At 40.9% G+C, this 23427-nt stretch carries 23 protein-coding genes and 1 pseudogene; 7 read left to right on the top strand and 17 right to left on the bottom strand.

The window, feature by feature from the left end; genetic code table 11:
* Positions 1-17: 17 nt before the first annotated feature.
* Positions 18-620: a glutathione S-transferase family protein gene (locus tag V6N89_RS08160; RefSeq protein ID WP_338517112.1), complete on the top strand. Its 603-nt coding sequence runs from the start codon at positions 18-20 to the stop codon at positions 618-620.
* 576 nt (positions 621-1196) lie between these two features.
* Here the strand turns inward: V6N89_RS08160 and V6N89_RS08155 are convergent.
* From V6N89_RS08155 to V6N89_RS08125, 7 genes are all read right to left on the bottom strand, one after another.
* Positions 1197-2687 (bottom strand): serine hydrolase domain-containing protein, encoded by a 1491-nt coding sequence (locus V6N89_RS08155; protein ID WP_338517111.1) that lies wholly within the window; start codon positions 2685-2687, stop codon positions 1197-1199.
* A 66-nt stretch (positions 2688-2753) separates the two neighbouring features.
* The gene (locus V6N89_RS08150) at positions 2754-3053 is read right to left on the bottom strand and encodes a hypothetical protein (protein ID WP_338517110.1); all 300 of its coding nucleotides are present in this window, start codon (positions 3051-3053) and stop codon (positions 2754-2756) included.
* Complete coding sequence (locus V6N89_RS08145) at positions 3050-3487, bottom strand: RNA polymerase sigma factor (RefSeq protein ID WP_338517109.1); 438 nt, start codon at positions 3485-3487, stop codon at positions 3050-3052. The genes V6N89_RS08150 and V6N89_RS08145 overlap by 4 nt, the downstream gene beginning before the upstream one ends.
* A gap of 93 nt (positions 3488-3580) precedes the next feature.
* Entirely contained in the window at positions 3581-3931 is a 351-nt protein-coding gene (locus V6N89_RS08140) for a DUF6249 domain-containing protein (RefSeq protein WP_338517108.1), read from the bottom strand.
* 252 nt (positions 3932-4183) lie between these two features.
* Positions 4184-5704: an ISNCY family transposase gene (locus V6N89_RS08135; RefSeq protein ID WP_346993628.1), complete on the bottom strand. Its 1521-nt coding sequence runs from the start codon at positions 5702-5704 to the stop codon at positions 4184-4186.
* A 430-nt stretch (positions 5705-6134) separates the two neighbouring features.
* Positions 6135-6299: a hypothetical protein gene (locus tag V6N89_RS08130; protein ID WP_346993627.1), complete on the bottom strand. Its 165-nt coding sequence runs from the start codon at positions 6297-6299 to the stop codon at positions 6135-6137.
* 8 nt (positions 6300-6307) lie between these two features.
* Complete coding sequence (locus V6N89_RS08125; RefSeq protein WP_346993626.1) at positions 6308-6772, bottom strand: class I SAM-dependent methyltransferase; 465 nt, start codon at positions 6770-6772, stop codon at positions 6308-6310.
* A gap of 134 nt (positions 6773-6906) precedes the next feature.
* Between V6N89_RS08125 and V6N89_RS08120 the strand changes: the two genes are divergently transcribed.
* Positions 6907-7779, top strand: coding sequence for a LysR family transcriptional regulator (locus V6N89_RS08120; protein ID WP_338517106.1), 873 nt, complete (start codon positions 6907-6909; stop codon positions 7777-7779).
* 232 nt (positions 7780-8011) lie between these two features.
* On the opposite strand, the gene V6N89_RS08115 is transcribed toward V6N89_RS08120, so the two are convergent.
* Both V6N89_RS08115 and V6N89_RS08110 read right to left on the bottom strand, forming a co-directional pair.
* Positions 8012-9247: an FG-GAP repeat protein gene (locus V6N89_RS08115; protein WP_338517105.1), complete on the bottom strand. Its 1236-nt coding sequence runs from the start codon at positions 9245-9247 to the stop codon at positions 8012-8014.
* An 84-nt stretch (positions 9248-9331) separates the two neighbouring features.
* Entirely contained in the window at positions 9332-10243 is a 912-nt protein-coding gene (locus tag V6N89_RS08110) for an MBL fold metallo-hydrolase (RefSeq protein WP_338517104.1), read from the bottom strand.
* 171 nt (positions 10244-10414) lie between these two features.
* Between V6N89_RS08110 and V6N89_RS08105 the strand changes: the two genes are divergently transcribed.
* Positions 10415-11362, top strand: a complete 948-nt coding sequence (locus tag V6N89_RS08105; protein WP_338517103.1) for a LysR family transcriptional regulator — start codon at positions 10415-10417, stop codon at positions 11360-11362.
* An 88-nt stretch (positions 11363-11450) separates the two neighbouring features.
* On the opposite strand, the gene V6N89_RS08100 is transcribed toward V6N89_RS08105, so the two are convergent.
* From V6N89_RS08100 to norR, 5 genes and pseudogenes are all read right to left on the bottom strand, one after another.
* The gene (locus V6N89_RS08100; RefSeq protein WP_338517102.1) at positions 11451-11741 is read right to left on the bottom strand and encodes a hypothetical protein; all 291 of its coding nucleotides are present in this window, start codon (positions 11739-11741) and stop codon (positions 11451-11453) included.
* A gap of 233 nt (positions 11742-11974) precedes the next feature.
* Positions 11975-12850, bottom strand: a complete 876-nt coding sequence (locus V6N89_RS08095; protein WP_338517101.1) for a GGDEF domain-containing protein — start codon at positions 12848-12850, stop codon at positions 11975-11977.
* Between the two features lie 94 nt (positions 12851-12944).
* Positions 12945-13205: a helix-turn-helix domain-containing protein gene (locus V6N89_RS08090; protein WP_338517100.1), complete on the bottom strand. Its 261-nt coding sequence runs from the start codon at positions 13203-13205 to the stop codon at positions 12945-12947.
* A complete protein-coding gene (locus tag V6N89_RS08085) occupies positions 13165-13533 on the bottom strand; it encodes a response regulator transcription factor (protein ID WP_338517099.1) in 369 nt (122 codons plus the stop codon). The genes V6N89_RS08090 and V6N89_RS08085 overlap by 41 nt, the downstream gene beginning before the upstream one ends.
* Before the next feature lie 753 nt (positions 13534-14286).
* Positions 14287-15872: pseudogene (norR, locus tag V6N89_RS08080) on the bottom strand (nitric oxide reductase transcriptional regulator NorR).
* A gap of 180 nt (positions 15873-16052) precedes the next feature.
* On the opposite strand from norR, the gene V6N89_RS08070 reads away from it, so the two are divergent.
* Genes V6N89_RS08070 through hmpA form a run of 4 tightly spaced genes read left to right on the top strand, consistent with a single transcriptional unit; the run spans position 16053 to position 18804 of the window.
* On the top strand, positions 16053-16337 hold the full coding sequence (locus V6N89_RS08070; protein ID WP_338517097.1) for a hypothetical protein: 285 nt from the start codon (positions 16053-16055) through the stop codon (positions 16335-16337).
* Between the two features lie 14 nt (positions 16338-16351).
* On the top strand, positions 16352-16954 hold the full coding sequence (locus tag V6N89_RS08065; protein ID WP_346993625.1) for an NnrS family protein: 603 nt from the start codon (positions 16352-16354) through the stop codon (positions 16952-16954).
* Positions 16899-17594 (top strand): NnrS family protein, encoded by a 696-nt coding sequence (locus V6N89_RS08060; protein WP_346993793.1) that lies wholly within the window; start codon positions 16899-16901, stop codon positions 17592-17594. Before V6N89_RS08065 ends, V6N89_RS08060 begins: the two co-directional genes overlap by 56 nt.
* A gap of 25 nt (positions 17595-17619) precedes the next feature.
* Positions 17620-18804, top strand: a complete 1185-nt coding sequence (hmpA, locus tag V6N89_RS08055; protein WP_338520242.1) for an NO-inducible flavohemoprotein — start codon at positions 17620-17622, stop codon at positions 18802-18804.
* A 532-nt stretch (positions 18805-19336) separates the two neighbouring features.
* On the opposite strand, the gene V6N89_RS08050 is transcribed toward hmpA, so the two are convergent.
* The 3 genes from V6N89_RS08050 to V6N89_RS08040 are packed head-to-tail and all read right to left on the bottom strand — an operon-like array spanning position 19337 to position 23282.
* Positions 19337-21295 (bottom strand): MHYT domain-containing protein, encoded by a 1959-nt coding sequence (locus V6N89_RS08050; RefSeq protein WP_338517095.1) that lies wholly within the window; start codon positions 21293-21295, stop codon positions 19337-19339.
* Positions 21296-21306: 11 nt separating this feature from the next.
* Positions 21307-21810 carry a DUF6436 domain-containing protein gene (locus tag V6N89_RS08045; RefSeq protein ID WP_338517094.1) on the bottom strand — a complete coding sequence of 168 codons (504 nt, stop codon included), beginning with the start codon at positions 21808-21810 and terminating at the stop codon, positions 21307-21309.
* 5 nt (positions 21811-21815) lie between these two features.
* A complete protein-coding gene (locus tag V6N89_RS08040; protein ID WP_338517093.1) occupies positions 21816-23282 on the bottom strand; it encodes a methyl-accepting chemotaxis protein in 1467 nt (488 codons plus the stop codon).
* Positions 23283-23427 lie beyond the last annotated feature (145 nt).

Genomic DNA, 23427 nt, shown 5'->3' with positions numbered 1-23427 from the left:
AAAATGAGCATGACAAGATGAAACATTATTACAATCCTTTTAGCCGAGCGGTGACAACTGACTGGATGCTAAAGGAACTCGACGTTGAACATGAACAAGTAAGCATAAATCTTTCAGAAGATTCACCTGAACTTCACGCGCTGAAAACTATCAATCCAATGGGTAAATTGCCTGTATTAGTAGATGGTAGAAACGTTGTCACAGAAGTAGCCGCGATATGTGCGTATCTTTGTGACAAATACCCGGATAATAAGCTTGCCCCTGCCATTACATCTAGTCAACGAGCAAAATATTACCGCTACCTATTCATTGCCGGAAATACCATTGAGCCAGCGTTAACTTTAGCTGCTGCAAATGTAGAGCATCCTGATTCATCAACAGCTGGATGGGGGGATAGAGCCCGAGTCGTAGTAACTATCGAAGCGATGACTCCACACGAAGGGTGGGCGCTAGGTGATGAATTTACAGCCGCAGACGTGGTTTTCGGTGGCTTACTCGATTCTGCGCTAACCTTTGGAACGCTGACTCCATCACCCAAAGTTTCCGCATATATAAGCAGAATCAAACAGAGGCCAGCATACATAGAAACTCATAAGCATTTTGGTGAGTCAATGCCATAGTCGCATTAATGCATCATTAGTGATGTTTTTTCTGTATTGACGGCTTTTAAAAGCCGTCAACGCTCGGTTGGCGTAATATACTTCGCCTTTCGATTATCAGAAAGTCTGCTGTTCTTTGTTTATCTGCCTAACTACCATTCCGACATTTCTATTAAACGACATCTTGTGATGTATGTATTTAGATTGCGTTAACAAACTTTGTATAACTGCTTATTACATCAGGCTACGCCCGTAAATGGACAGAAGGCTTGATGATTACTTTAAACACGGAGCAGCCTGATGGATTAAAAGGCACCTTGAGACAAACATATGACGTTCACTTGAAAGGACAACAAAGTCGCATATTGCTTGGACTGCCACGGCAATCAGCACTTTACAGAGCCAGTAAAATGCTGATTATTATTAGTGAGTACTCAACAATACGTTGATTGATTAAACCATTAGTTCCTCTCAGAACTATTAGCGAAATTCTAAAGTTCTGAGAGTATAGGCAGACGTCTAGCACTGGATAGTGCCAATTGTTAGTTTACAAGAAGCGAAGCTCAATATGAGCGAGTACGTCATGCTGTCGTTGACTTACGTTGCTTTTGAGTATTGTAAGCTTCCATTTTTCAATGTTAATTGACCATCTTCAGAGCTAGTGAATGTTATTGTCCGGCGAATCGAGCCTAGGTTAACAATATAACTGCCTTCTTTTTCACGGTTCAAGTACACAGGCCCTTCTAGTTCTCCAGTAGATAGCCAAACCTGGTTATCCGATACGCTAAGCGTAATCGGAGGCCACCCATCAACATTTACATAGTTGCCAAGCTTTTGCGCCCATGTTGGTGAATACTCTACGCGATCTAATACGTTAAGTGCATTTGCTTGCTCACGTTCGATACTCTTTTCAAGCCCTTTGACTTCATGGTCATAGCGTGAGTACGCCAAATCAGGTTCAATAGCCAAATTGTATGCAAGGTTTGCTGCAAGGTGCGGAAGTACATACCCTCGATGGTCATTGAATACAGCAATCACAGCAATACCTTCCTCTGGCATAAAAGAGGCATGGAAACTGACACCCGCATAGCTGCCAAAACGGGTAAGAATGGTATGGTCTTGGTAGGTCGCAATATCCCACGCTAAGCTATACCCGGTCCGCTTGTATGTATAGTATGTTTTGTCTTGTACTGTGGTTGGCTCGTGTAACAACCGAAAAAAATTAGTGTCGTTAGAAAGCTCTTGTCCTCTAGCTAAGTTAAATTGCATCCATTTAGCCATGTCAGCTAATGTAGAAATGTTGCCACCTGCTGCATGCAACGTGTTGTCAGATTTAAAAAGCCCTTCTCTTAAGACTTCGCCATTAGCACCAATTTCGATACTAGGTAAAACAGCGTCAGCTGGAAAAGTGCTAAATGAGGAATGTGTATTATGCATTCCGAGCGGTTGAAATAGTTTTTCTTGCATCAACGTCTTCCAACTTTTTTTGGTGGCATTCTCCATGGCGCGTGCAGCCAAAATAGGCCCAGTATTTGAGTATCGAAAACTTCCCACTGGCGCAACCATCGTATTGGTATTAAGCGCTTTTACCAATTCACTATTGTTTTCAAAACCAAGAAAAGCGGTTTTAAACGTGTGCATTATGCTAGTAAAACCAGCAGTATGATTTAGTAATTGTTTAACAGTGATTTGGTCAATTGGAATACTTGGATGAGTAACGTCATCTTTCAAATACATTTCAATCGGCGCATTGAGCACGAGGTCGCCTTCGGATGCTAAGACATTAGCTAACGTCCCAGTGAAAGCTTTGGTATGCGACGCTATCAAAAACGGCGTATCGATATTCAACCCGTTTTTAATAGAATCATTTCCTTTTGTATTTAACGTGTATGAATACTTTAGCCCTTCTGCATCGACAACAGCGAGCAAAAAGTCGCCTTTCAATTCAAACTTATTGTAAAGCCCTTCTAACTTTCCAGGCAGCGTTTCTTCTATTCTCTGTTTTGTTTGCTCACTTACAACCTTTGCTGAAGCATTAAGCGATAGCATTACCATTAAAACAGCCATTAAGACCAGTTTGTTCATCATAACCTCTACAATTGAGTTAACTACTCATTGTTAGACACCTCAAATGCGTGGTTTAGATGCAGAAACTTACTTTGACTCCGAAACCAATAGCGTGCCACTTAACAAAAATACTGTTACTACAGCTGAAAGCAACATCGGAGACTGGCTGACGAAGTTTGAAATAAACTGCCAATTCGAGTTACTTGAAACGCCTACAAGTGACAGTGATATCAAAGCTGCACTTACACTTACGAGCGAAAGAATGCGTTTGCGAAAATTGCGCCTAGCACCAACTTTTTCAACAACTTTTTCTACAAATGCATCTTCACTTGGCATATCTTTATAAGCTACTAATTTTGCAATGTCTTGTTTCGATGAATGGTTCATGTTTCATTCCTTGCCTGAGTCTCTTCCAACCAAGTTGAAAGCTTTTGCTTTGCGCGACTAATGTGAGATTTTACGGTACCTAATGGATAGTCCGTGACGGTGGCTATTTCTTGATGACTCATTCCAGCACTGAAAGCCAGAGTTAAACATGCTCGTTCTGAGATAGGTAACATCGCCATAAGCTGCTCTACCAAAATTTCGTTATCAGCATTGTTCGCAACAATATTATTCTGTTCGAAACCCTCAAGCTCTGTCTCTTTTAGGTGATGAGGTTTTCGAACCTCATTTAAAAAGGTTCTGTACGCAACACTGTGGAGCCAAGTACTTAGGCTAGATTCAGCGCGAAAAGTTGCCAAATTAGCGTATAGTTTTATAAAAACCTGCTGGGCAATATCGTCTGCAAGAGGCCAGTTACCCTGGGTTAACCTAAGCATAGAAATTGGCGTATTGGCTGCTGATAGTTTCGGACTAGTGTAGTGAACGCGTGTTGATCATCATTGACTAGAACTCGCGTGATAAGCGCTTTATCATTCATCTTTATTGCTTAACTGCGCGATACCGCAAAAAGCCAACCCAACAAACAGCGGAAAAACGCCAAATACAGCGCCGACAATAAAGTTATTTGTGGCAGAGCCAGCCGCAAAACAGGCAATTCCAATCGCTGTAAGTAATAATCCCTTGCGTAGGTCGTGTTTTGACTGGTCAAAATTTGCACCTAGCTCTTGCAACAAAGCAGGAGTCAACTCTCCTCCCTTTTCAAGGTGTAACTGCAGCGTTGTGTGCAAACGCTGCTTATCGCGCGAAGTTAAATACAGGTTTGAAACGATAACAAGCGTTATGCAAATGATGCCAATAATAGGTATCCAAAGTTCAGACATAGAAATTCCTCATAATTTAAGAATGATGTTTTATCTTAGACACAATGAATTGTAGTTTTAGATGCAACGTTGAGGAATAAAATAACTTCGACAGTGATTTTGTTGAATGAAAGGTTAGAGATAAGCTATAGCGGCATGACTACTATATTGATGTAGTTGTAGTAGTGTGATTACCAAGGGATTATGTCGGTCTAATTACCGAGCGACTTTGTCGTAAATAGCATATCAGCCAGTTGCTAAACTGGCTATCTTTTATGCCGATTCAGCTAAAGCATTAGATTTTTCGACTCGCAATTCGGTGGTATTCATATTGTTTCTTAGCCACATGCTACGCACACCGCCCGCGCTAATATCGACACCTAGGGCTTTACTGAGCTTCATCGCGACTTTCTGCTGACCAAGGTGAGGGTGTTCAATTGAGAATTTCACAACGGCGTCTTCTATCGCCTTATCCACACAGTTTTTGTGCCGCAGATTAGGTGTTTCTTGGCGTTTTAATGCAGCGGGGCCACCTTGTTTAACCAGTCTTAAGTGTCGATGAATAGTGTCCCGTGATACGCCACTTTGCCGTGATGCAGCGCTGACGCTTCCGAGTTTTTCGATTAACGCTAATACTTTAAGTTTCTTCTGTACTGCCAAGTCCTCTGATGCGAGTTTGCTTGGTTCATTAACTTCAGAGATATTGAGTTTGCGGCCAGCGAAGTGAGCGGTAAACTCTTTTTTACTCGTGTTCCTTATCTCGATTTTCTGATTGGCAATGGAGTGCTTGAGCGGTGAATCTATTAAATAGAACTTGTTGCCATAACTGAAGGTATGGTCGTTACGTATTTTACGGTGGTTTTTAATGACGCAGATATCATCAAGGTTGATGTGTTTCGACAGAGCCGTAAATTCAGGTACTTGCTTTGATTTAACTTGAATTTTGGTTTGCCAGAACTGCGGAATAAAGACGTGTTTAAGGTAGGCATTAGCGGCAGCAATATCATTGATATTGTTCAACCTTAGCTCGGGAACAAGACGGTCTTGGAAGGTATCGAATGCTCGCTCAATACGGCCTTTGCCTTGCGGTGAATTGGCAAAAATGATTTCAATGCCTAGCTCCTCGCAAGCCCTCTGCATCTGTGAGAAGTTGCAGCGTTTAGGGCCACCGAATATACCGGCTCTATCCACATAAAGCGTTTTAAAAACGCCTTTGGCTTCAATACAATCTCGCATCACTTTCAAACAACCTACCGTCGTTTCTGAAGGAAAGAACTCGGCGTATACTTCACTGGTAGCATCATCAATCATGGCAATTAAACAGTGCTTTTTATCCCCAAACCAGCGATGCGGACTGCCATCCATTTGCATCATTAAGCCCGCTGCTTCCATACGCTCTCTACGTTTACGAACATTGCTGCGCCTGCGCTTAGCTCGTTTAACATGGTGAATATCATGCGCCCAACCTCGCAGTGTTTCGCGCTTCACAACAATGTTTTCGTTTTCGGCCAACTGCTCAGCCAAGTGCAACAAGTTCAAATCGAAATACTTATCTTTAATCAAAGCCTGCACTGCTTTCTTAATTGATACTGGCGTTTTGTTTGGCGGGGTTTTACCGCTATTACCATGAATAGCGAATTGAATACCGACTTGCTGATATTGCTTTACGTAGCGTTCAATGGTGCGTCGAGACTTACCGAGTAATTTTGCAGCGTTGGCAATTGTTATTCTGCCTTCGACTACCTTAGCAATGATATCAACAGTGAGTTGAGCTTTAGAGTCCATCACAATCATCCTCAACATGCCTTCTAATATTCAAAAAAATGAACACTAACAGGCACATAAAAAAATGACCGACAAATTCCCTTGGTAATTAGCAATTACGACAGAATCGCTTGGTAATTAAGATACGACAAAGTCGCTTGGTGTTAACAGATGTAGTTGTAGTAGCGCATACCCTGTCTGACATTATGGCTCATCAGTATCGACTTAACCTGACAGGCAACAAAAGACAAGGAGCGAAAGGTCAACGCCGCCTTTAAGGAATTGTTAGAGGGGCTTCATAGTAACACCTGTTTCTACTGAAAACATATTTTGCGCTTTCAGTGGAAGAGTAAAATGTCTGCTTCACGTACAAACAAGACCGACAGACTTGGTTCACCTCTATCTGTCAGATTGCTAGATAAAGTTTTGACTAATCCAAGTTTTGAACATGAGTACTTATTTAGTCTTTTGGTGCTAACTTTCTTGCTATCACAAAAATACTGTTTTCACTTGGAGTCCATGCCAAAACTGCATCAAACCCGGCTTCAGAAACCAAATCGAGGTATTCATCTCTCGTGAAGGAGTGTATTTTCGGCACTAGCCCTATAAATTGAACAAACTTCACAAGCCACCTCACGATGACAAATTCATTCTGAATAAGTGGTGTGCTTGAGACAAAAACGCCCCCTCTCTTAATACTCTATGTATCTCGGTCAAAGTAGACGAGGGACTCTCAACTAAATGCATAATGTTTAGCCCCAAAACAGCATTGTAAGAATCAGGTTTAAACTTAAAATCTTCCAACACACCTACTTCAAACGATACATTTGAAACATTGGCGGCACGCGCGCGCTCTTTGGCTATTTCAATCATTGCAGGCGAGATATCTGTTGCGTCAACCCTTTCTACTTTTGAAGCGTGCATAATGGCAGTGCTACCCGTACCACAGCCAAACTCTAATACAGAATCAGTGGAAAGAAGATAAGCTTGGGTAAGCGCTACTTTGCGCAGATAAATCTCCTCGTTAGGCACAGCTTTCTTCGCATACCTTTTTGAAATCCGGTTCCAAAAATTCGCTGCTTTGACGTTTGTCTGCATATAGCCACTTCACTCTTCGATAAATCTGATGTCGTCGAAATTAGCATTCGCTCCGGCCAGATGCTCTTTTTTTCCGTGTTGACTCAGTATACAAATATGTATACTGGAATTAGTAAGCGGTGAGAGGATCACATATGGATTTCGATTGGAACGATGCTAAAGCGTTTCTGCGCACGGCTGAGACAGGTTCTCTGACGGCAGCATCAAAGATACTACGCACTAGCCAGCCAACTGTAGGCAGGCGGATTTCCGCTTTGGAAAAAAACTTAGGGATCGTATTGTTCGAGCGTAGCAAGAACAATCTATTCCTGACACCGCAAGGAGAGCAAATTGTTGAGGTATTGCAAGGAATGGAGAAAGTCGCGAGTCAGACTATCATAGTAGCTAAAGGAGCTACGTCATCTCACACTGGAATAGTAACCATTGCCGTCAGCGAAATTGATGCAGTTTTCACCATGCCTGCGATAATTTCTGAACTAAAAAAACTGGAGCCGACAATTCAGATAAAATTAGAAGTTTCAAATGACACCGCCGATTTACTACACAGAAATGCTGATATCGCGGTAAGGCATTATAGACCAGAAGAAGAAGCGCTAATCATTCGTAAAATAGGTAATAGAAAAGTAAGTCTCTATGGGGCTCCAAATTTGTGTAAGGCATTTCGTAGCGCCAATTTAAATGGACAAAAAGTTCCTATTATTGGCTTTAACGATACTGACTTTATGACACAGATTTTAGTGACTGGAGGTCTAGACGAGAAGCAGATTGACTATGTATCAATAAGTGATTTTCAGCTTAGTCAAATTGAATTAGCAAAATGTGGCTTAGGTTTTATTTTACTGCCCGTTAATTTTCACGAAACAATAAGTGAACTTGAGTGTTTATACCCTGATAGCCGTTCATTATATGAATACAGTTCATGGTTAGTTAGCCATTCAGAACTCCGTAAAAACAAGCGAATACGCTTCGTTTATGATTTTTTGTCAACACAACTATCGACTCAATGACCCAATAGGCCAGATTATTCTCTCTTGCCTGAGCATTTACATTAGCTCCTCCTCCGTGAGAACGTTAGCTTTGTCAGTTGTTAACGCTCTGCCATTGGGCTTTCGACAAATCAAGGTACCGCGTTTTCCATAGATTCTTCGTCCAATATTAAAAGATGAACAAACAATCATTTAAATTAAAGACCCCATCAAAGACATCGCTTAAACCTAAATTGAACAAAAATACTGCATACTAATTTGAAGCCTTATTCAAGTATTGTATGAGTACCGCCCCCGAATCCTCGCCTTTACCATCATAATTCGGTGCTGTAACAACAGCCATTCCGTTAGCCATTCCTACATTCCACCCAAACCTGTCGTTAGGAAAACTCTCTTTCGCAGTAATCTTTGACATGAATTTCCAACCAGCATCGTCCTTCTTGTAGATGTAAGACGCTCCAGTATCAGTGCCATTAGCATCATGGTTCATAGCACTTATAAGTGCCATGTTTTCGCTTAACGCAACACCACGTCCAAACCTGTCATCCGCTCTTCCATCTGGCGATATCAGTTTAACTTTTTGTGCCCACTTGCCATTATTGCGCTCAAAAATATAGGCAGAACCAGCATCTACACCAATACCTTCTATATCATCACGCCTAGCCGCTATTAATGCAGTGTCATTAGAAATTGATACCCTTACCCCGAATAAATCGGTGTCAGCACCATCAACCGCTGTAAGTTTAGCCTCTTGCTTCCATTGTTCACCGTCTAAAACATAAACGTATGCAGCCCCAGCATTTTCTGCTTTCCCATCGTGTAAGTCAGCACCGACAACAACGGTTTCATCATCAATCGCAACACTTATTCCAAAAACATCCCCAGCTGCGCCATCACTCGCTTCGATTTTGGTTTGAAAAACCCAAGAATCACTAACTCTCTCGTAAACATAAGCAGCACCTGAATCAGCGCCTCCTGCGTCGTGTCTCGGAGCGCCGATGACAAGGTGATTATCTGTGAGTGAAACGCTTTGGCCAAAAGCATCACCCGGTTTGGCATCCGGGGCAGTGATCATTTGCGTCTGAACCCATTGCTCAAAGCGACGCTCAAATACAGCGACAGCACCTGAGTTTTTTCCTTTATCATCCCTTCTCATCACACCCAAGACAGCAATATCGTTGCTTAATGCGACGTTGCCACCAAGCATATCTTCAGCGAAAGAAGGCTCAGCAACGAGCTTAGCTTGCTGATACCAGCCATTTTCACCAAGCACAAAAACATACGCTGCTCCTGTATCCGCCTTTCCTTCACCATCAACTTTTGGTGCTCCAATGAGCAGTGTGTTTTCGCTAATCGCTGCATGGTAACCAAATAAATCCATCGCTTTACTATCTTTAGCAACAATAATGTTTTGCTCGGCTAAGCTTTGGGCCGCCACTAATGCGAGCACAGCGCATAGGCTTATTTGAGCGCCTTTCGTAATATTCATTAGCGTACTCCAGGGTATGTTTAGTGCTTTACTATCAAAGTTTAAGTACAAATGACGTGATGTGTTGTTAACACTGATTGCTTTCTATTCAAGTTTTCCTGTTATGTCATAGTAGTGTGTCGTCACCATTCTCTCGGTGTTGATAAATGCCCAACTCCATTTTTCTGTATAGCTTTTTAGAGGGTTTAAGACCTTAATGTCTTCCAGTGAAAGCCCCTGTTCAACTAAACCTTCTACAATACTGTGAGTTTCAGATAACATCGCAATAGTCGCCTCCAAGTCAGCGACGGTCGCCGTCGGTCCATGCCCTGCAATAATTCTTGTTTCTGAGTTTGCTACTGAAAGTATTTTTTTAACACCTTCAATAAAGCCCGCTACAGACCCTCCATTATCGATATCAATAAATGGGAAACGGCGGTTAAAAACCAGGTCACCTGCATGTATTACATTTGCCTCTTCAAATAAAACAAAGAGGTCACTGTTAGTATGGGCTTTCGGGGTATGATAAAGCGCAATGCTCTGACCATTCATATTAATTGAGGTTTCATCTGTAACGTCTACTGTTGGGTAGTATTCCCGTGCAAACGAGGGCGCATCGCGGCCCAGCATCTTAAGTGCTTTGGGGTTGTCAAAATAGGCCCGAACATTTGGATGTGCCATGATAGTCGCTCCACGTTTCTTAAAGTACGCATTGCCCCTGACATGGTCTCTGTGAAAGTGGGTGTTTAAGATTAGATTGACCTCTCGGTTGCCAGATAATTGCTTCTGTGTCGTGTCAATAAGTTCAACCAAGTGTTCCATTTGTGTGTCGACCATAAAAACACCGTCTTCGCCAATCAACACTGCTACGTTGCCAGAGCGGTCTGTTCTTAATTCAAAAATATTACTTCCAAGATCTTGTACCTTAATATCAAAACCTTTGTCGCCGTCGTGATTGTGTGCACTTGCGTAAGAGCACCAAAGAAGGATTGCCGTTAGCTGAGTTAGTTTTTTCACTTGCATACTCGTCGTCTGTATTTCACTTTTTGACATATTAAGAAGATAACGACAGAAAAAATAATTTTATTATGGCATCATATTCATCATGTTTTATGATGATTACCACACATAAGACGCCCTTTCATACAAATATGTGATATTTTAAATTTCTAATCAAGGATACGATTCGTGAAGCCTCAAGAGTTAAAATATTTGGTTATCTTTGATGTGATAATGAGAGAAAAATCAATTACACAAGCAGCTGCGCGACTGTCAATGACACAGCCCGCTGTATCTAACGCAGTGTCGAGAATGCGAGTATTGTGGAAAGATGAGTTGTTTGTTCCTGATGGTCGAAGGATACAGCCCACTACCTATGCAAATAACCTTTGGGAAAAAGTCCGAGACTCTCTACAAAATATCAAGCAAACCGTAGAACCTGATGATTTTGAGGCTAACAATGCAAAGCGGACATTTAGGGTTGCTTTACCCGATATTGTTCTCGATTCACTGTGGCTAGATTTAAGAAAACTCTTTGAGAGAGAAGCTTCGGGCCTCAACTTACATGCTGTGCCTTATACTATTTCTCGTGCCAAACCAATGTTGGACGCTTCTGAAGTTGACCTTGTAATTGGTCAAAGTAACCGCTCATTGGAGAATGTCTGTACAGAGCATTTGTTTGATACAAGCTATGTCTGCGCCATGAGGAAAAATCATCGTTTAAACAAAAAGCGACTAACTGTTGAAGAGTTTTCATTGGCAGATCATCTTTTAATTTCATTATCAGGTGATACGACTAGTCCGACAGACCAAGCTTTACAGCAACTGGGATTAACACGGCGGGTTGCTATAACGGTCAACACGTTCTCTTCCGCGATACCGATCATCAAAGAGACTGATGTTATCGCGATTTTACCTACTGACCTTGTTTACAACGAACTCGTGAACAATGAGATTACGGTCGCTCACCCACCGCTAGATATTCCTCATTCATCTATTTCGATGTTATGGCATAAACGACAAAGTAGTGACAAAGGGTTAATTTGGTTGCGAAATCATATAAAGCGGATATTAATAGAGCAAAGAGCACATAAAATTGAAACTGTTTTGAATGCAATAAATTCACGAGAGAAATAGAATGGTGCGTCTACCCTGATTCGAACAGGGGACCTCTACCATGTCAAACATAAAGTCATTCCCCCATTGAAAAGACAATACGTTTCCGTTATTCGTTAAAACTCAGTGGTAAAGAAGTAAGTGCTTCAGCTCGTCGTTTTATAGCTCCAGCATGAGTAGCCACATCGCCTGCAAGTGAAAGACTATCTGCTGCCACCCTGTTAATGTTCGCCACGTTTCTATCGATTTCTTCCGAGGCCGCACTTTGCTCTTCCGCAGCTGTTGATATTTGAGTAGATAGGTCAGCGATCATAGCGACATTAGCGTTGACTTTCTTTATTATTCCTATGGTGTCTTTCGACTGTGTAAAACAACGGTCTGCAGTCTCAAGCCCTTTCATGTTTTTCTAGGAAAGTTCTCGTTGAGCATACAATTAGATAAGTCGAGCTTTTGAACCGTTGAGCTGCTCAAGTCATTCGGCTTTGGAAGATGCATTTGGCGAAGCTGCAACCTTTAAAACATGGTCGTAAAATTTGTCTGTTTTGACATTCTGTCACTTCAGACTAAAAACGCTACTCATACAATTATTTTTACACCAACAGAAATAGTATGACTGGTTAGTAGTCTTCAATGTTAAAGCGCTTTTGACTTGTAGTAAATCGCTTTGCGACCACCACTTTTGGCTTTATACAATTGCTTGTCTGCTTCTGACAGTGTATCTCGTATGCTCGAAAATTCTGCTGCGTTACAAACACCACAACTAAAACTAAACTCAGGTACGTCAAGTTCTCCCGATTGACAATACTGGTTAATATATTTTAACTCTCTTATCAAGTGGCCGAAGTCATTTTGGTTGGCTACAATGGCGAATTCTTCTCCTCCCATTCTAGCAATGTGCTTTGCATTTTTTGTTTCAGAACTTAATAATTTTGAAAATGATATTAAAATTTCATCGCCAACATCATGCCCGAACTTATCATTCAATGTTTTGAAGTTATCAACATCAATTAAGCATACGACAAAATCTGAGATATTAATTGATTCAACAAATTGTTGGAAACATCGCCTATTGCTTAGCTGAGTTAATGGATCTTTTAGTGCTTGTTTTTCTAACAGCCTCTCTCTTTCTACCCTATCAGTTGCATTTCTTAAAAATGCAAACGCCCAAAAAGAGCCTTCCGTTTGTAGTCGTGATATCGACAACTCAACATATATCCTTTCGCCATTTTCCTTAACTGCAGGGACTAGTTTTGTTGAATCTATCAATTGACCTTCACCTGTAGCAACGTAATTGATGTATGCAGCCTTCGCTCTTTCCCTGAATTCTGGAGGCGTTATCAGATCGTGCATATCGCAGCCTAGCGCATTTTCCTCCGTAAAACCAAACATGCGAGTTGCCGCTAAATTCCAAAATACGATATGACTGTTCGAATCAGCTATAACAACTGCGTCGTTTGCTTTACGAACAATTTCTTCGTAAAACGACTCCAGGCTTTTTGATGATTTCAAAAGACACCTCCAATATGAAGCACTATGCATTTAATCATGATAGCACTAGGAATATCACTTCAATGCAAAGTGATTATCTGTCTACTAAAGAGAATTACTTTTTAGTTTTGTTTCTTACAGATACTGACGCATAAATTTCTATTCTTTTTGATGCTGAAATATTAACCTCTTTCTTCTGTTGTAGCTCTTTAGACCGATAGCCAACATTACCTATGGTGAAAAGTTTAGGTTCTAATGCCTTACGCAGATTGTATATATGCGTTTTTAAAAAACTACTCTCGAGAGGCGTATCACCCCACAATAAATCTGAAATGTCACTGCGTGTTACGGGATATGGGTAGCGCGTAATTAACAAACTCAGAATTTTTAAAATCGGTATTAATAAGCTTTATTAGAGTACCTGCCCACGTTACTAATTGGTTGCGAGCATCTATTTTTAGCCGACCGTTTTCTAAGGCTATTTCACTATGAAGATTAGGCCTCCTAGCGAGCGCTACACAACGCAATGTTAGTTCTCTCAAGTCGAAAGGTTTTGTGAGATAGTCACCTACTCCGGTTACACAACCTTTATCGTTATCCTCACAAGCATCCCGAGCTGTCAGCATAAGTATAGGGGTAATACTTTTTTGACTTGATTTAATACTTTCGCATACTTGTAAACCATCGACATCAGGTAGATTCAAGTCTAATACAATAACGTCAAAGCTAAACCGTTTACTTTAATTGATACTATCGTTGCCACAAGCCGCATAATCCAGGCCCCCAATCCCTCCAAGAACCCGAAAATTTGACTGTCCAATGCGCGATTATCTTCTATCAGAAGTACTTAAAGGTCTTTTCTAAACATTCAAGCTATACCAATTTTTATAGCTGACTTGACCCTTTACTATTACTATAAAAAATTAGAGTGAAAAACAGGTGAATTTTCAGCCTATCTATTTTTGGTGATTTAGAGAATGCTCGCCCTGTTGGATACTGCCACTCGAATTGTCCGCTTTCATTTATATTTTGAGAGTGCGAAACATATAGATAGTTTTTAATAAACTACGACACCACTATCAAAAAGCTTAAACAGGCCTTTTAAGTAGATAGAGCATTTCAAAGAAATCCATAACGAGCGTTTAGTTCGCAGTCTGTTTTATATATCTAGGCTCACCCTCTGAAAGTTAAAAAAGCTATAAAGAGAAAAGGAGGTCGATGAACCACAGAAGGGCATGGCCGCCCGAATAATTTTCTGTAGAGTGATATCGAGAATCGAATTGGAGGGTGGATTCTCAGATAATGACAGGATAGGAGGTTAAGTTCTGTAAGAATAACAAACGGGCCTCTTTGCAAACACTTCCGGCAAAAAACGAAGAGCACTATGGTAACCTATCCCATTTAGATTTGTTCAGCGCAAATGACTTCTGCAATGTATACAAAACGGCCTGCCGAGGCTAAAAGATTTGCTTACTAACACCTACACCTAAGCGTCTAGAAAGGCGTGCTAAATTAGCTCTGTCTGTTTGTAACTCTCGTGCCGCAGCAGACCAATTTCCCTCATGCTGCGACAAAGCTTGCCGAATACGTTGACGTTGGAATTCTGCAGTCGCTAATTTCAAGCTCAGAGAGCTATCAATTTGAGTAGCTCCGGCTTGATCTGAAGGCTTCATTTCTTTAGCTTTAACTGGCGGTGCATCGATTTCTGCTAGTAACTCTCCACAATGTTGGATTTCTATTTTGACGATAGAATGCGAGTTGTAGTTAGCTGATGCTTTCAGCGCTGCGCGGCTAATAACATGCTCTAACTCACGCACATTTCCAGGCCAAGCATATGCATTTAAAAAATCAATTACATCATCAGCCATTTTCAGTTGCTGTACACCTAGTTTACGGCGAGATTGCTCAATAAAATAGCCAGCTAACAAGCCGATATCACCATGCCTTTGTCTCAGTGGGGGGATTTGCACAGGATAAACACTTAGCCTGTGATAAAGGTCAGCCCTAAACCTACCTTCACTCACTTCACTAGCCAAATCTCGGTTTGTCGCAGCAAGTACTCTTACATCAACATGCTGAATTTCATCTTGCCCTACAGGCTGGATCTCGTTTGACTGCAGCGCGCGAAGCAATTTACTCTGTGCCGCTAAGGGTAACTCACCAATTTCATCTAAAAACAGGGTGCCGCCATCGGCAAGGGCAAACTTACCCGCTCGATCTTTATCTGCCCCAGTGAAAGCACCTTTAACGTGGCCAAATAATTCACTTTCAATAAGGTTTTCAGGCAGTGCCGCACAGTTTACATAAACCAAAGGCTCTTCTGCTCTGCTTGACCGTAAATGTAAGTCGCGCGCAACTAACTCTTTACCGACTCCGGTTTCACCTTGAATCAATACACTAAACGGCGAAGCGGCAACAAGGTTGAGCTCTTTTTTTAACCTGAGCATGCAGTGGCTTTCACCGATCAACTCATGGCCACCACGTGCCAGCGTGTCTTTATTAAGCTCAGCCATGAGTGTATGTGCTCGAGAGTTCTGCTGTTCTAGCTCGTCCAGTGTCAGCGCAATTTTTAGCGTCGCTGCAGCAATAGCCGCTAATGTATCTAAGTTTTCTTGGTCTAAATCGTCAAAGGCCGCTCAGCTCTAAACTGTCGAAAGTCAGTAACCCTATTAATTTTTCAGCAAAAAACAGGGGTAAACCCATGCAGGCATGAATAGGTAGATCTCCACTGAAATCGGAAAGCAAGCCGTCGTATGGATCTGGTAGAGGGCTCGAAGCAGAAAATCTAACCTAGCGCTTTTGCTTGGCATATCGCCTCAAACCTTGGGTGCTCACTTATTACAAAGCGACGCCCTAAGGTGTCCTGTGTTAAACCTTTAATAGCCAAAGGTCTTAACACTTCATGTTGTAAGGCTAATAGCACGATTGCATCGCAATCAATAACAAAGGCTAACGTATCTAATAAACGGCTAAACCTATCTTTGTTATCCAAACAGGCCACCTGTGCCTTAGCAAATTCAAGAAGCGTTTTAACGTTGGTCATTATTAATTCAAAAATAAGACATTAAAGAGTCATTATGACACACATCTAAAGTATGTCAATATGACTACAAAAATAGTCAAAAGAATTAAAAAAACGTAAACTATTGATAAAAATCAACTAAATAAAACTGGCACAAAAAGTGGTTTAGGCAAGGTAGTTGAACAAAGCCAGGCTATTACAATGCACAGCGGAATTAGCTCCGAACAAAACATCACTGTATTTAGAGAAATAAACAGTGCATCGAAAAATAATTATCACAAAAGTGTAAAAATTGGGAACTGGGTACTCAGTATGTCATGTGCACTTTTCATATTAAGCATCTTAGTAAGTTACCCATTTGCTGAACTGTTTTCTATTCCTCAACAAGTTGCAGGTCATATCGGCACTATGGTGTTCCCTGGTTTTATCAAAATAGGCTATGTGGTGCGATGCGTCGGTATCAAAGGTTTAGGCCTAGAAGTTTAACGGAATTAAGAAAAATGCTGAATTTCCAAAACCCAATTAGCAGTATTAATGAGAGTGCCACGCTCGCGCAGCACCCGTTTCTACAACTAGCATTTAGAGCGAGTTTTCTATTTGCGACAATGGCATCAATTATCGCGCTAGTTTTTTGGCTTGGATACTTAAATGCATGGTGGCAGCTAAATTCCTCAGGTTTAACGCCTACAACTTGGCACTTTCATGAAATGTTATTTGGTTATGGTGCGACCATAGCAACTGGGTTTGTACTTACAGCAGTTCAAACTTGGACAGGTAGGCCAAGCATAAAAGGCTTACCTTTACTTGCTTTGCTGGCTTTATGGCTATCAGCTAGAGTTTTGTTTTTTGTCAACGGCGCGGAAACCATAGCGCTAGCAATCGTCTTGCAGAGCAGTTGGTGGTTACTGATTATCGGTTACTACACACAACTCGTTATAAAAGCAAAAAACCGTAGAAATTACATATTCATCATAATTTTTACTTTGATGATGATATTAGAGCTAAGCATCCTAATACTTGATGTTACCAAGCTACAAGTCATTGGCAATGCATTCTGGCCGTACCATGGTATTGCTGTTTTGTTTACTGATGGCTATTGTTAGCGGGCGTGTTATCCCATTTTTTACCAAAGTGGGAGCAAGACTTTCTCATGTATCGCACCCTAAGTTGTTAGACAAAACAATATTTTGTGTATCTGTAGTTGGCGCTTTAGTGTTCTTTAGCAGCGGTCTGTTTGAATTACCACTATCGCCAGCTTGGTTAATGCTAACCGCTGGGATACTGCACCTTCTTAGATTAGTTTTTTGGCAAAGCCATAAAACACTACGCATTCCGCTGCTTTGGTCATTGCACTTATCTTATCTGGCACTAGCTATAGGTCTGATTTTACTCGGCTTAAGTTACCTAATAGGCAGTGTTACCTTTAGCGCAGCTTTGCACTTACTGACCATAGGCGCTATGGGGTTGATGATACTCGCTATGATGAGCCGTGTATCACTTGGCCACACAGGCAGACTATTACAACCAAAACCAATTGTCAGCTTAGCGTTTGCATTAATGATTATAGCGGCAGTGACTCGATCATTATTGCCGCTTATAGGTCTATTCCAGCTTAGCTGGCAATTGAGTACTGCATCTTGGGTATTGGCAAGCATTATTTTCTTGTGTGTTTATACCCCAATACTAATCGCCCCCGTCAAAGCGGCAGGATTTAACCTGCACAATTTACTTAACTGTTATTAATCGTTGAAACGAAAGAGGTATGACCATGTTACAACAAAAGCATATAAACATTATTAAAAGCCTAGCGCCGATATTACACGAAACGGGTCCAGCATTAACAGATCACTTTTATGGTCGAATGTTTAAGCATAATCCAGAATTAAAACATATCTTTAATATGAGTAACCAAGAGTCTGGCGCACAAAAAGCAGCTTTATTCGCGGCAATCGCAGGATATGTGCAACATATCGACGATCTTCCTGCATTACAAACAGCTGTTGAACGTATCGCACAGAAGCACACCAGCTTTCATATACAGCCAGCAATGTACGATATTGTAGGTTACCACCTAACAGAAACACTGCGTGAATTAACCGGAGATCTATTTACTCCAGAAGTAGAAGAAGCGTGGCTTGCAGCGTACCAGCTGCTTGCAGGTGTTTTTGTTAACCGAGAAGGTGACTTATACAAACAAAGGGCAGCCACTACAGGTGGCTGGATTGGTAGCAGAGACTTTGTTGTAAAAAGCAAAACTCGTGAGTCAGAGCTAGTGATTAGCTTTGTATTTGAACCACGAGATAACGGGCCCGTAATTGATTACCAAGCAGGACAATATCTTGGTCTAGAGGTAAACCCTGAGGGCCATGAATATACTGAAATTCGTCAGTACTCTTTGTCAGACAAGCCAAATGGTAAAACTTATCGAATTTCTGTTAAACGTGAAACACATGGCGTGCCAGGTGTAGTATCAAATTACTTGCATAAAAACATAAATGAGGGTGACATTGTAAAGCTACATTCTCCAGCAGGAGATTTCTTCTTGGTAGACAGAAATACACCTGTCGTACTAGTTTCAGCAGGTGTAGGCGTAACGCCTATGCAGGCTATGCTAGAAAAGCTTTCAGCTGAAAAGTATCCACATGATGTTTACTACCTACATGCTTGCGAAAATGAGAGCCAGCATTCCTTTGCTCACCGCACACGGCAGCTTACGCAAGAGACTAACAGGCATGCCTACACTTGGTATGCTGACCTTCACCACGCTACTTCTGCCAATACCCTGCCAGGCTTTATGGACTTTGACCGCGTTAAATTACCATTCGGCTACGCCAACTTTTATTTATGCGGCCCTGTTCCATTTATGAAGTTTGTTAAAGAGCAACTATTAAGCCACGGGGTAACTGAAGAACGAATACATTACGAGGTATTTGGCCCACACGCTAGTTTTTAAAAACAAAGCATCACAGATACTTACTATAGCGTGTAACCGCAAGGTTGCCGCTATTTTCTGAGCGTCTCCTAAAATCGTTCATCGGAGAAGTAAACACAATACAAACGCGAGTGTATACGTTAAAAATTGCGCACTTAAAGGTTCTTCTAAATTTTATGAATTCCTTGAAAGACGCGGCAATGCTCAACAAGTAGCCGAAATAGCATATAACCGAAGCATAGTTCCGTACCCCGGCACTGACGCAAGCTCGAATTACTAGAACTAGAACCAGAAACACACATCACAGCCGACTTCTACGAACATTGCGACTCAGACATAGTAAAACGATAACAACATTTTTTAGCCAGTTAATCATTACCTTGAGGAAAAAATGGCAGAGTGAATCAAAGTAGAACACTGCAAATTGGTGGAAGTATCGATAATGCTCATTTCGTACTTCAGACTTAAGCAAATTCGATACGACGATTATGTATGCTAATTGCAGCGCACAAAAAAGTCTTAGTTCAAACTCGCTTTGCACAAGAAATGCCACCTAAAGACCTCTTGTTCTTCTGATAGTGAGCTTAAAGATTGTTCCGCTGGGACCAGTTTTATGCAAAACCAATTCAGCGCCGAGCTGATATCTCGCTATATGCTTCGCCATATATAAACCGAGACCAAAATGCCCTTTAAAAACCTTTGAAGAAACAAACGGCTCAAATAATGATTTAATCAGTGAGGGTTTTATTCCGTCCCCATTGTCTTCGAAATAGATTGTACATTCTGATAGTGTGTCAACGACCTCTATTTTGATCAGTGGATTAGCGTTGGATTCGAATGCGTGTGCTAAAGCGTTGTCGTATAGGTGTTTTAAAACCTCGTACAGTGCTCTTTGTGAAATAACGGTAAACATTTTATCTCTGCATACCAAAGATACCGACGGCGACATAGTGGTATTCATGTAACTTAAATTGGAGAGAATATTTTGTAAAAGAGTACGGAGTTGAAAGCGTTTCTTAGTTGACCTGTAGTTTTCTTCTGGAATAACCTTAAGTTTTTCTAGGGCACTTATCGCTTTTCTTGTACTGCGCTCGATCAAAGCTTCATAGGATTCAAGGTTGTCCATGAACTTTACTAATTTACTCTTGCTTACTTTATTGCTTGAGATACATTCATTTATAGCGTGTTTTTCTTTCGTCAAACTAGTCAGTGACGTTAAAATAATACCTATAGGCGTATTTACTTCATGCGACAAGGTACAAAGTAATCTATTAAGGGCTTCAAGCTGTGAAAGCTCAGCTTCTTCTTTTCCTCTTTTTCTTAGCTTTTCAGAATGCAACAGCGCTTGCGTTTTTTCTGTTATCTGAGAATTTAATTGATTTAATTCACTAGATACGTTCGTCCAAGTGTGGACTTGTCCCCCGTTGACCAATCTCTTAGTTCTATATACCCAGTACTGCCCACCTAGCGCCAACACGTCTTCACCGAGTTGCATACAGTCCGATTCGTTTGAATTATCACTAAATGAAAAATGACTTTGACCATGAAGTTGGGTTAACAATTTACTCATGGGCATTTGTGTTAACGTTTCTTCGGTAAACTCTGAAAATGATTGAAAAAAAGTATTGTTTGCATGCGCTATTATTCCATTATCCTTTACTAAAACAGTTGGCTCACCAAAACTTTCGACTAAATCTGAAAGTTGAACATAAATAGAATCAATCTTTTTATTCAGAGTTAGGCTGTTTTTCTTAAATGCTAACGTAAATGACAAAAATAAAGCTATTAAAGCTGATATTGCAAAGATGACGCTAACAAAATGCTCAACGCTAACTCCAATTTTAGTTTGGCTGCCTGGAATGTAAAAATATTCGCTAGCTTGCATTGCAATAAAATGCATTGCTGATATAGCTGCGCCCAGAGTTAATGAACTTAGAAGTGCTATTTGGTTTTTGGTTGCTTTTTTTAGAAATAAGAAAACGCCTTTTTGGGTTTTTAGTGCTGCACAAGACAGCAGCCACGATATCCATAAAGAGATTACCATGAGTATTGGGTCGTGAATAACTACCGCGTCTGACAGTGATGCTTGCATTCCAATATGATGCATAGCCGAAATACCTAGCGCTAAATAAAAACTGTAGACAGCCCATTGAGAGCTTGAAACGATGGACATAGCGAGATATCTAGAAACTAAAGCACCGCAGATAAGTGCAGGAATAAAAGACACAACACTGAGAAATAAATCATAAGAAATCGCAAATGGCAGTTTCATAGCAGCCATGCCAATAAAATGCATCCCCCAAATACCAAAACCGAGAGTAAACCCTGTCAATAGTCTAAAACCCAAAACAGTCTTAGCATCGTGTCTTTTCAATTTAATGATATATTCATTGAGAATTAATGTCGCATAGCTAGCCGCCACAGCTATAACAAATGAAAAGGCCGAGAAAGATAAATCAAACTCAGGGCTGAAAATTTGCGCGATATTGGTAGAAGGATATGTATTTTTCATTTACTCAACTTTCATGTATTGCAATAGCATCCGTCTACATCAGAAACAATCAAATTTGCATCGAAACCTTTTAAGTGGTTTCTGAAAACCGTCAGGGCAAAACCACTAGTATCAGAACAAAGAATTCCTGCGCCATACGGCCCGAAATAAACCAAGTTGTTGTCACTACCTATTATTGCCGTAGAAGGTGTTGCGGGTACCATTGGAAAGTGTTTTGGTTCTATGAACTTAACGCTGTAACCATTTGCAAACGCTTCGGAAGAAAGCTTTGTCAAATGTTTTTGGCTGCTCGAATTACATCCACACTTCTCATCTACAAAATGAACTACGGTATTTTTCGAAAAGTCAAAAGCTTCATTAATGCGAACTGAGAGTTTTTCAACGTTAACTTTCTCAAGTTTTCCTTCAGGATCGAATGGCCGCAATTTCTCATACTGCATATAGTAAAAACCGTAAAACGTAAGACTTAACCACACTACGATCACCGCTAAGCCATAAGGAGCCTTTTCATTCATGCTATTTAACGGAATTTTGATGCATTTTCTTCAAGCTCTGCGGAACACCTCTTAAGATCTAGGGCGTCTTTTGACAACTCCTTCATAACTTGATTGTCAAACTCTGTTCGTTTACGCAATGATTCAGAGCTTTCAGCAATCCCGGCCATAGTAACAGCTTGTTGCTCTACGGCTGCTGCTACTGTGACCGATATATTTGTCGCGTTGCTCACAAGATTAGAGGTTTCCATAATTTTCTCTTTTGCTTGCTCTGTATCAGAAATTACAGTCGTAATAACCTTGAGGCTTGTTTCCATCGACTCTGTTGAAGCTCTTGATTGACGTTGGAGATTTCCGATTATTTCGGATATTTTTTGTGTGCTTTGAGTAGTTGAATTTGCTAGGGCACGTACTTCATCTGCCACTACAGCGAAGCCCCTACCCGCATCACCAGCTCTTGCGGCCTCAATAGCAGCATTTAACGCCAGTAGATTAGTCTGTTCAGCTATACTGGTTATTTCAGATAGCACTCCTGATATTGTATTTACAGATTGAATTAACGTATGCATTTGGTCTGCTGTTTCATTGATTGATTCAGTAAGATAATTACTATGCTTCGCTACCTGCTCCATGTCTAAATTTGTGTTTTGCGCTAGTGTGTTGGCCTGGTGCATTTGTTCATGAAGAGTTTGGGTTTCCTCTGAAATCGAAGATATTGTCACCGAAATTTCTTCAGCTGCAGTGGCGATAACTTCTATTTCGGCTTGCCGTTCGCTAGATGACTTTTGAAAGCGATGCTTTGTTTTCTCTAAGCTCAGTGAACTATTACGTAAGTCTTCTACTTGCTGCTTAATCGTGCCGATAAGAATAGCAAGTATTGAAATGAGTGAATCGAATGATGCTAATGTTGCGTCATTCTTGGTTCCTGATTGAACCTTAAGATTTATTCTTTCAGGGTCTGCAACTATTGAATTAGTTAAACTTGTTAGCTCTTCCCCTGTACGGCTTTGCTTTTTCATAAGAATAGCTATGTATGCTCCGACAACAGCTTCGAGCGCTGCGTATAATGCATGAATTATGAGAATACTGATTGTTAGCTTCGATTTATCAAAAACCATAACTTCCACTGAATTAACTTGCATGATGAAAAAGGTCGCGTGGTGTAAAGCGATTACCACTAATGCAGTCACAAAGACAGACCAATTTTGATAAATAATTAAAAGCGCCATTAGAATGAATATTTCAAAATGAATTTCAATGAGTCCCTCAGCCTGATGGATATGTAGGGCCGCAAAAATCATTAGGGCAATTGCCACAACGTGCTTCGTCAGCGCACTGTCGGGAGCCTGTTTGAAAAAGTAAAGAGGAGCAAGCGTAGTTGGTAAACCGACTAAGAGAAACGGTAGAAAACTGTTGTACACCAAACCCAAAACGAAACTTTCTACAGAAAGGGATATAAAAATTACGCTAAAAAGATTGTTTACTTTAGTCATTTCTACCTCTTGACTAACCAGCTAAGTAAGTGGACGAGTTATACATGTTGGTTCTGATCAACCTATGTTCGAAATTCTGAGCTCTTTAGGGTAAAATTTTGGTGAAGTTTTTATAGGAATTTAATTGAAGAGTAACTGTCGATTC

The sequence above is a fragment of the Alteromonas gracilis genome, assembly GCF_036870955.2.
Lineage (GTDB): Bacteria > Pseudomonadota > Gammaproteobacteria > Enterobacterales > Alteromonadaceae > Alteromonas > Alteromonas gracilis_A.
This window is presented reverse-complemented; position numbering and strand designations above follow the sequence as displayed.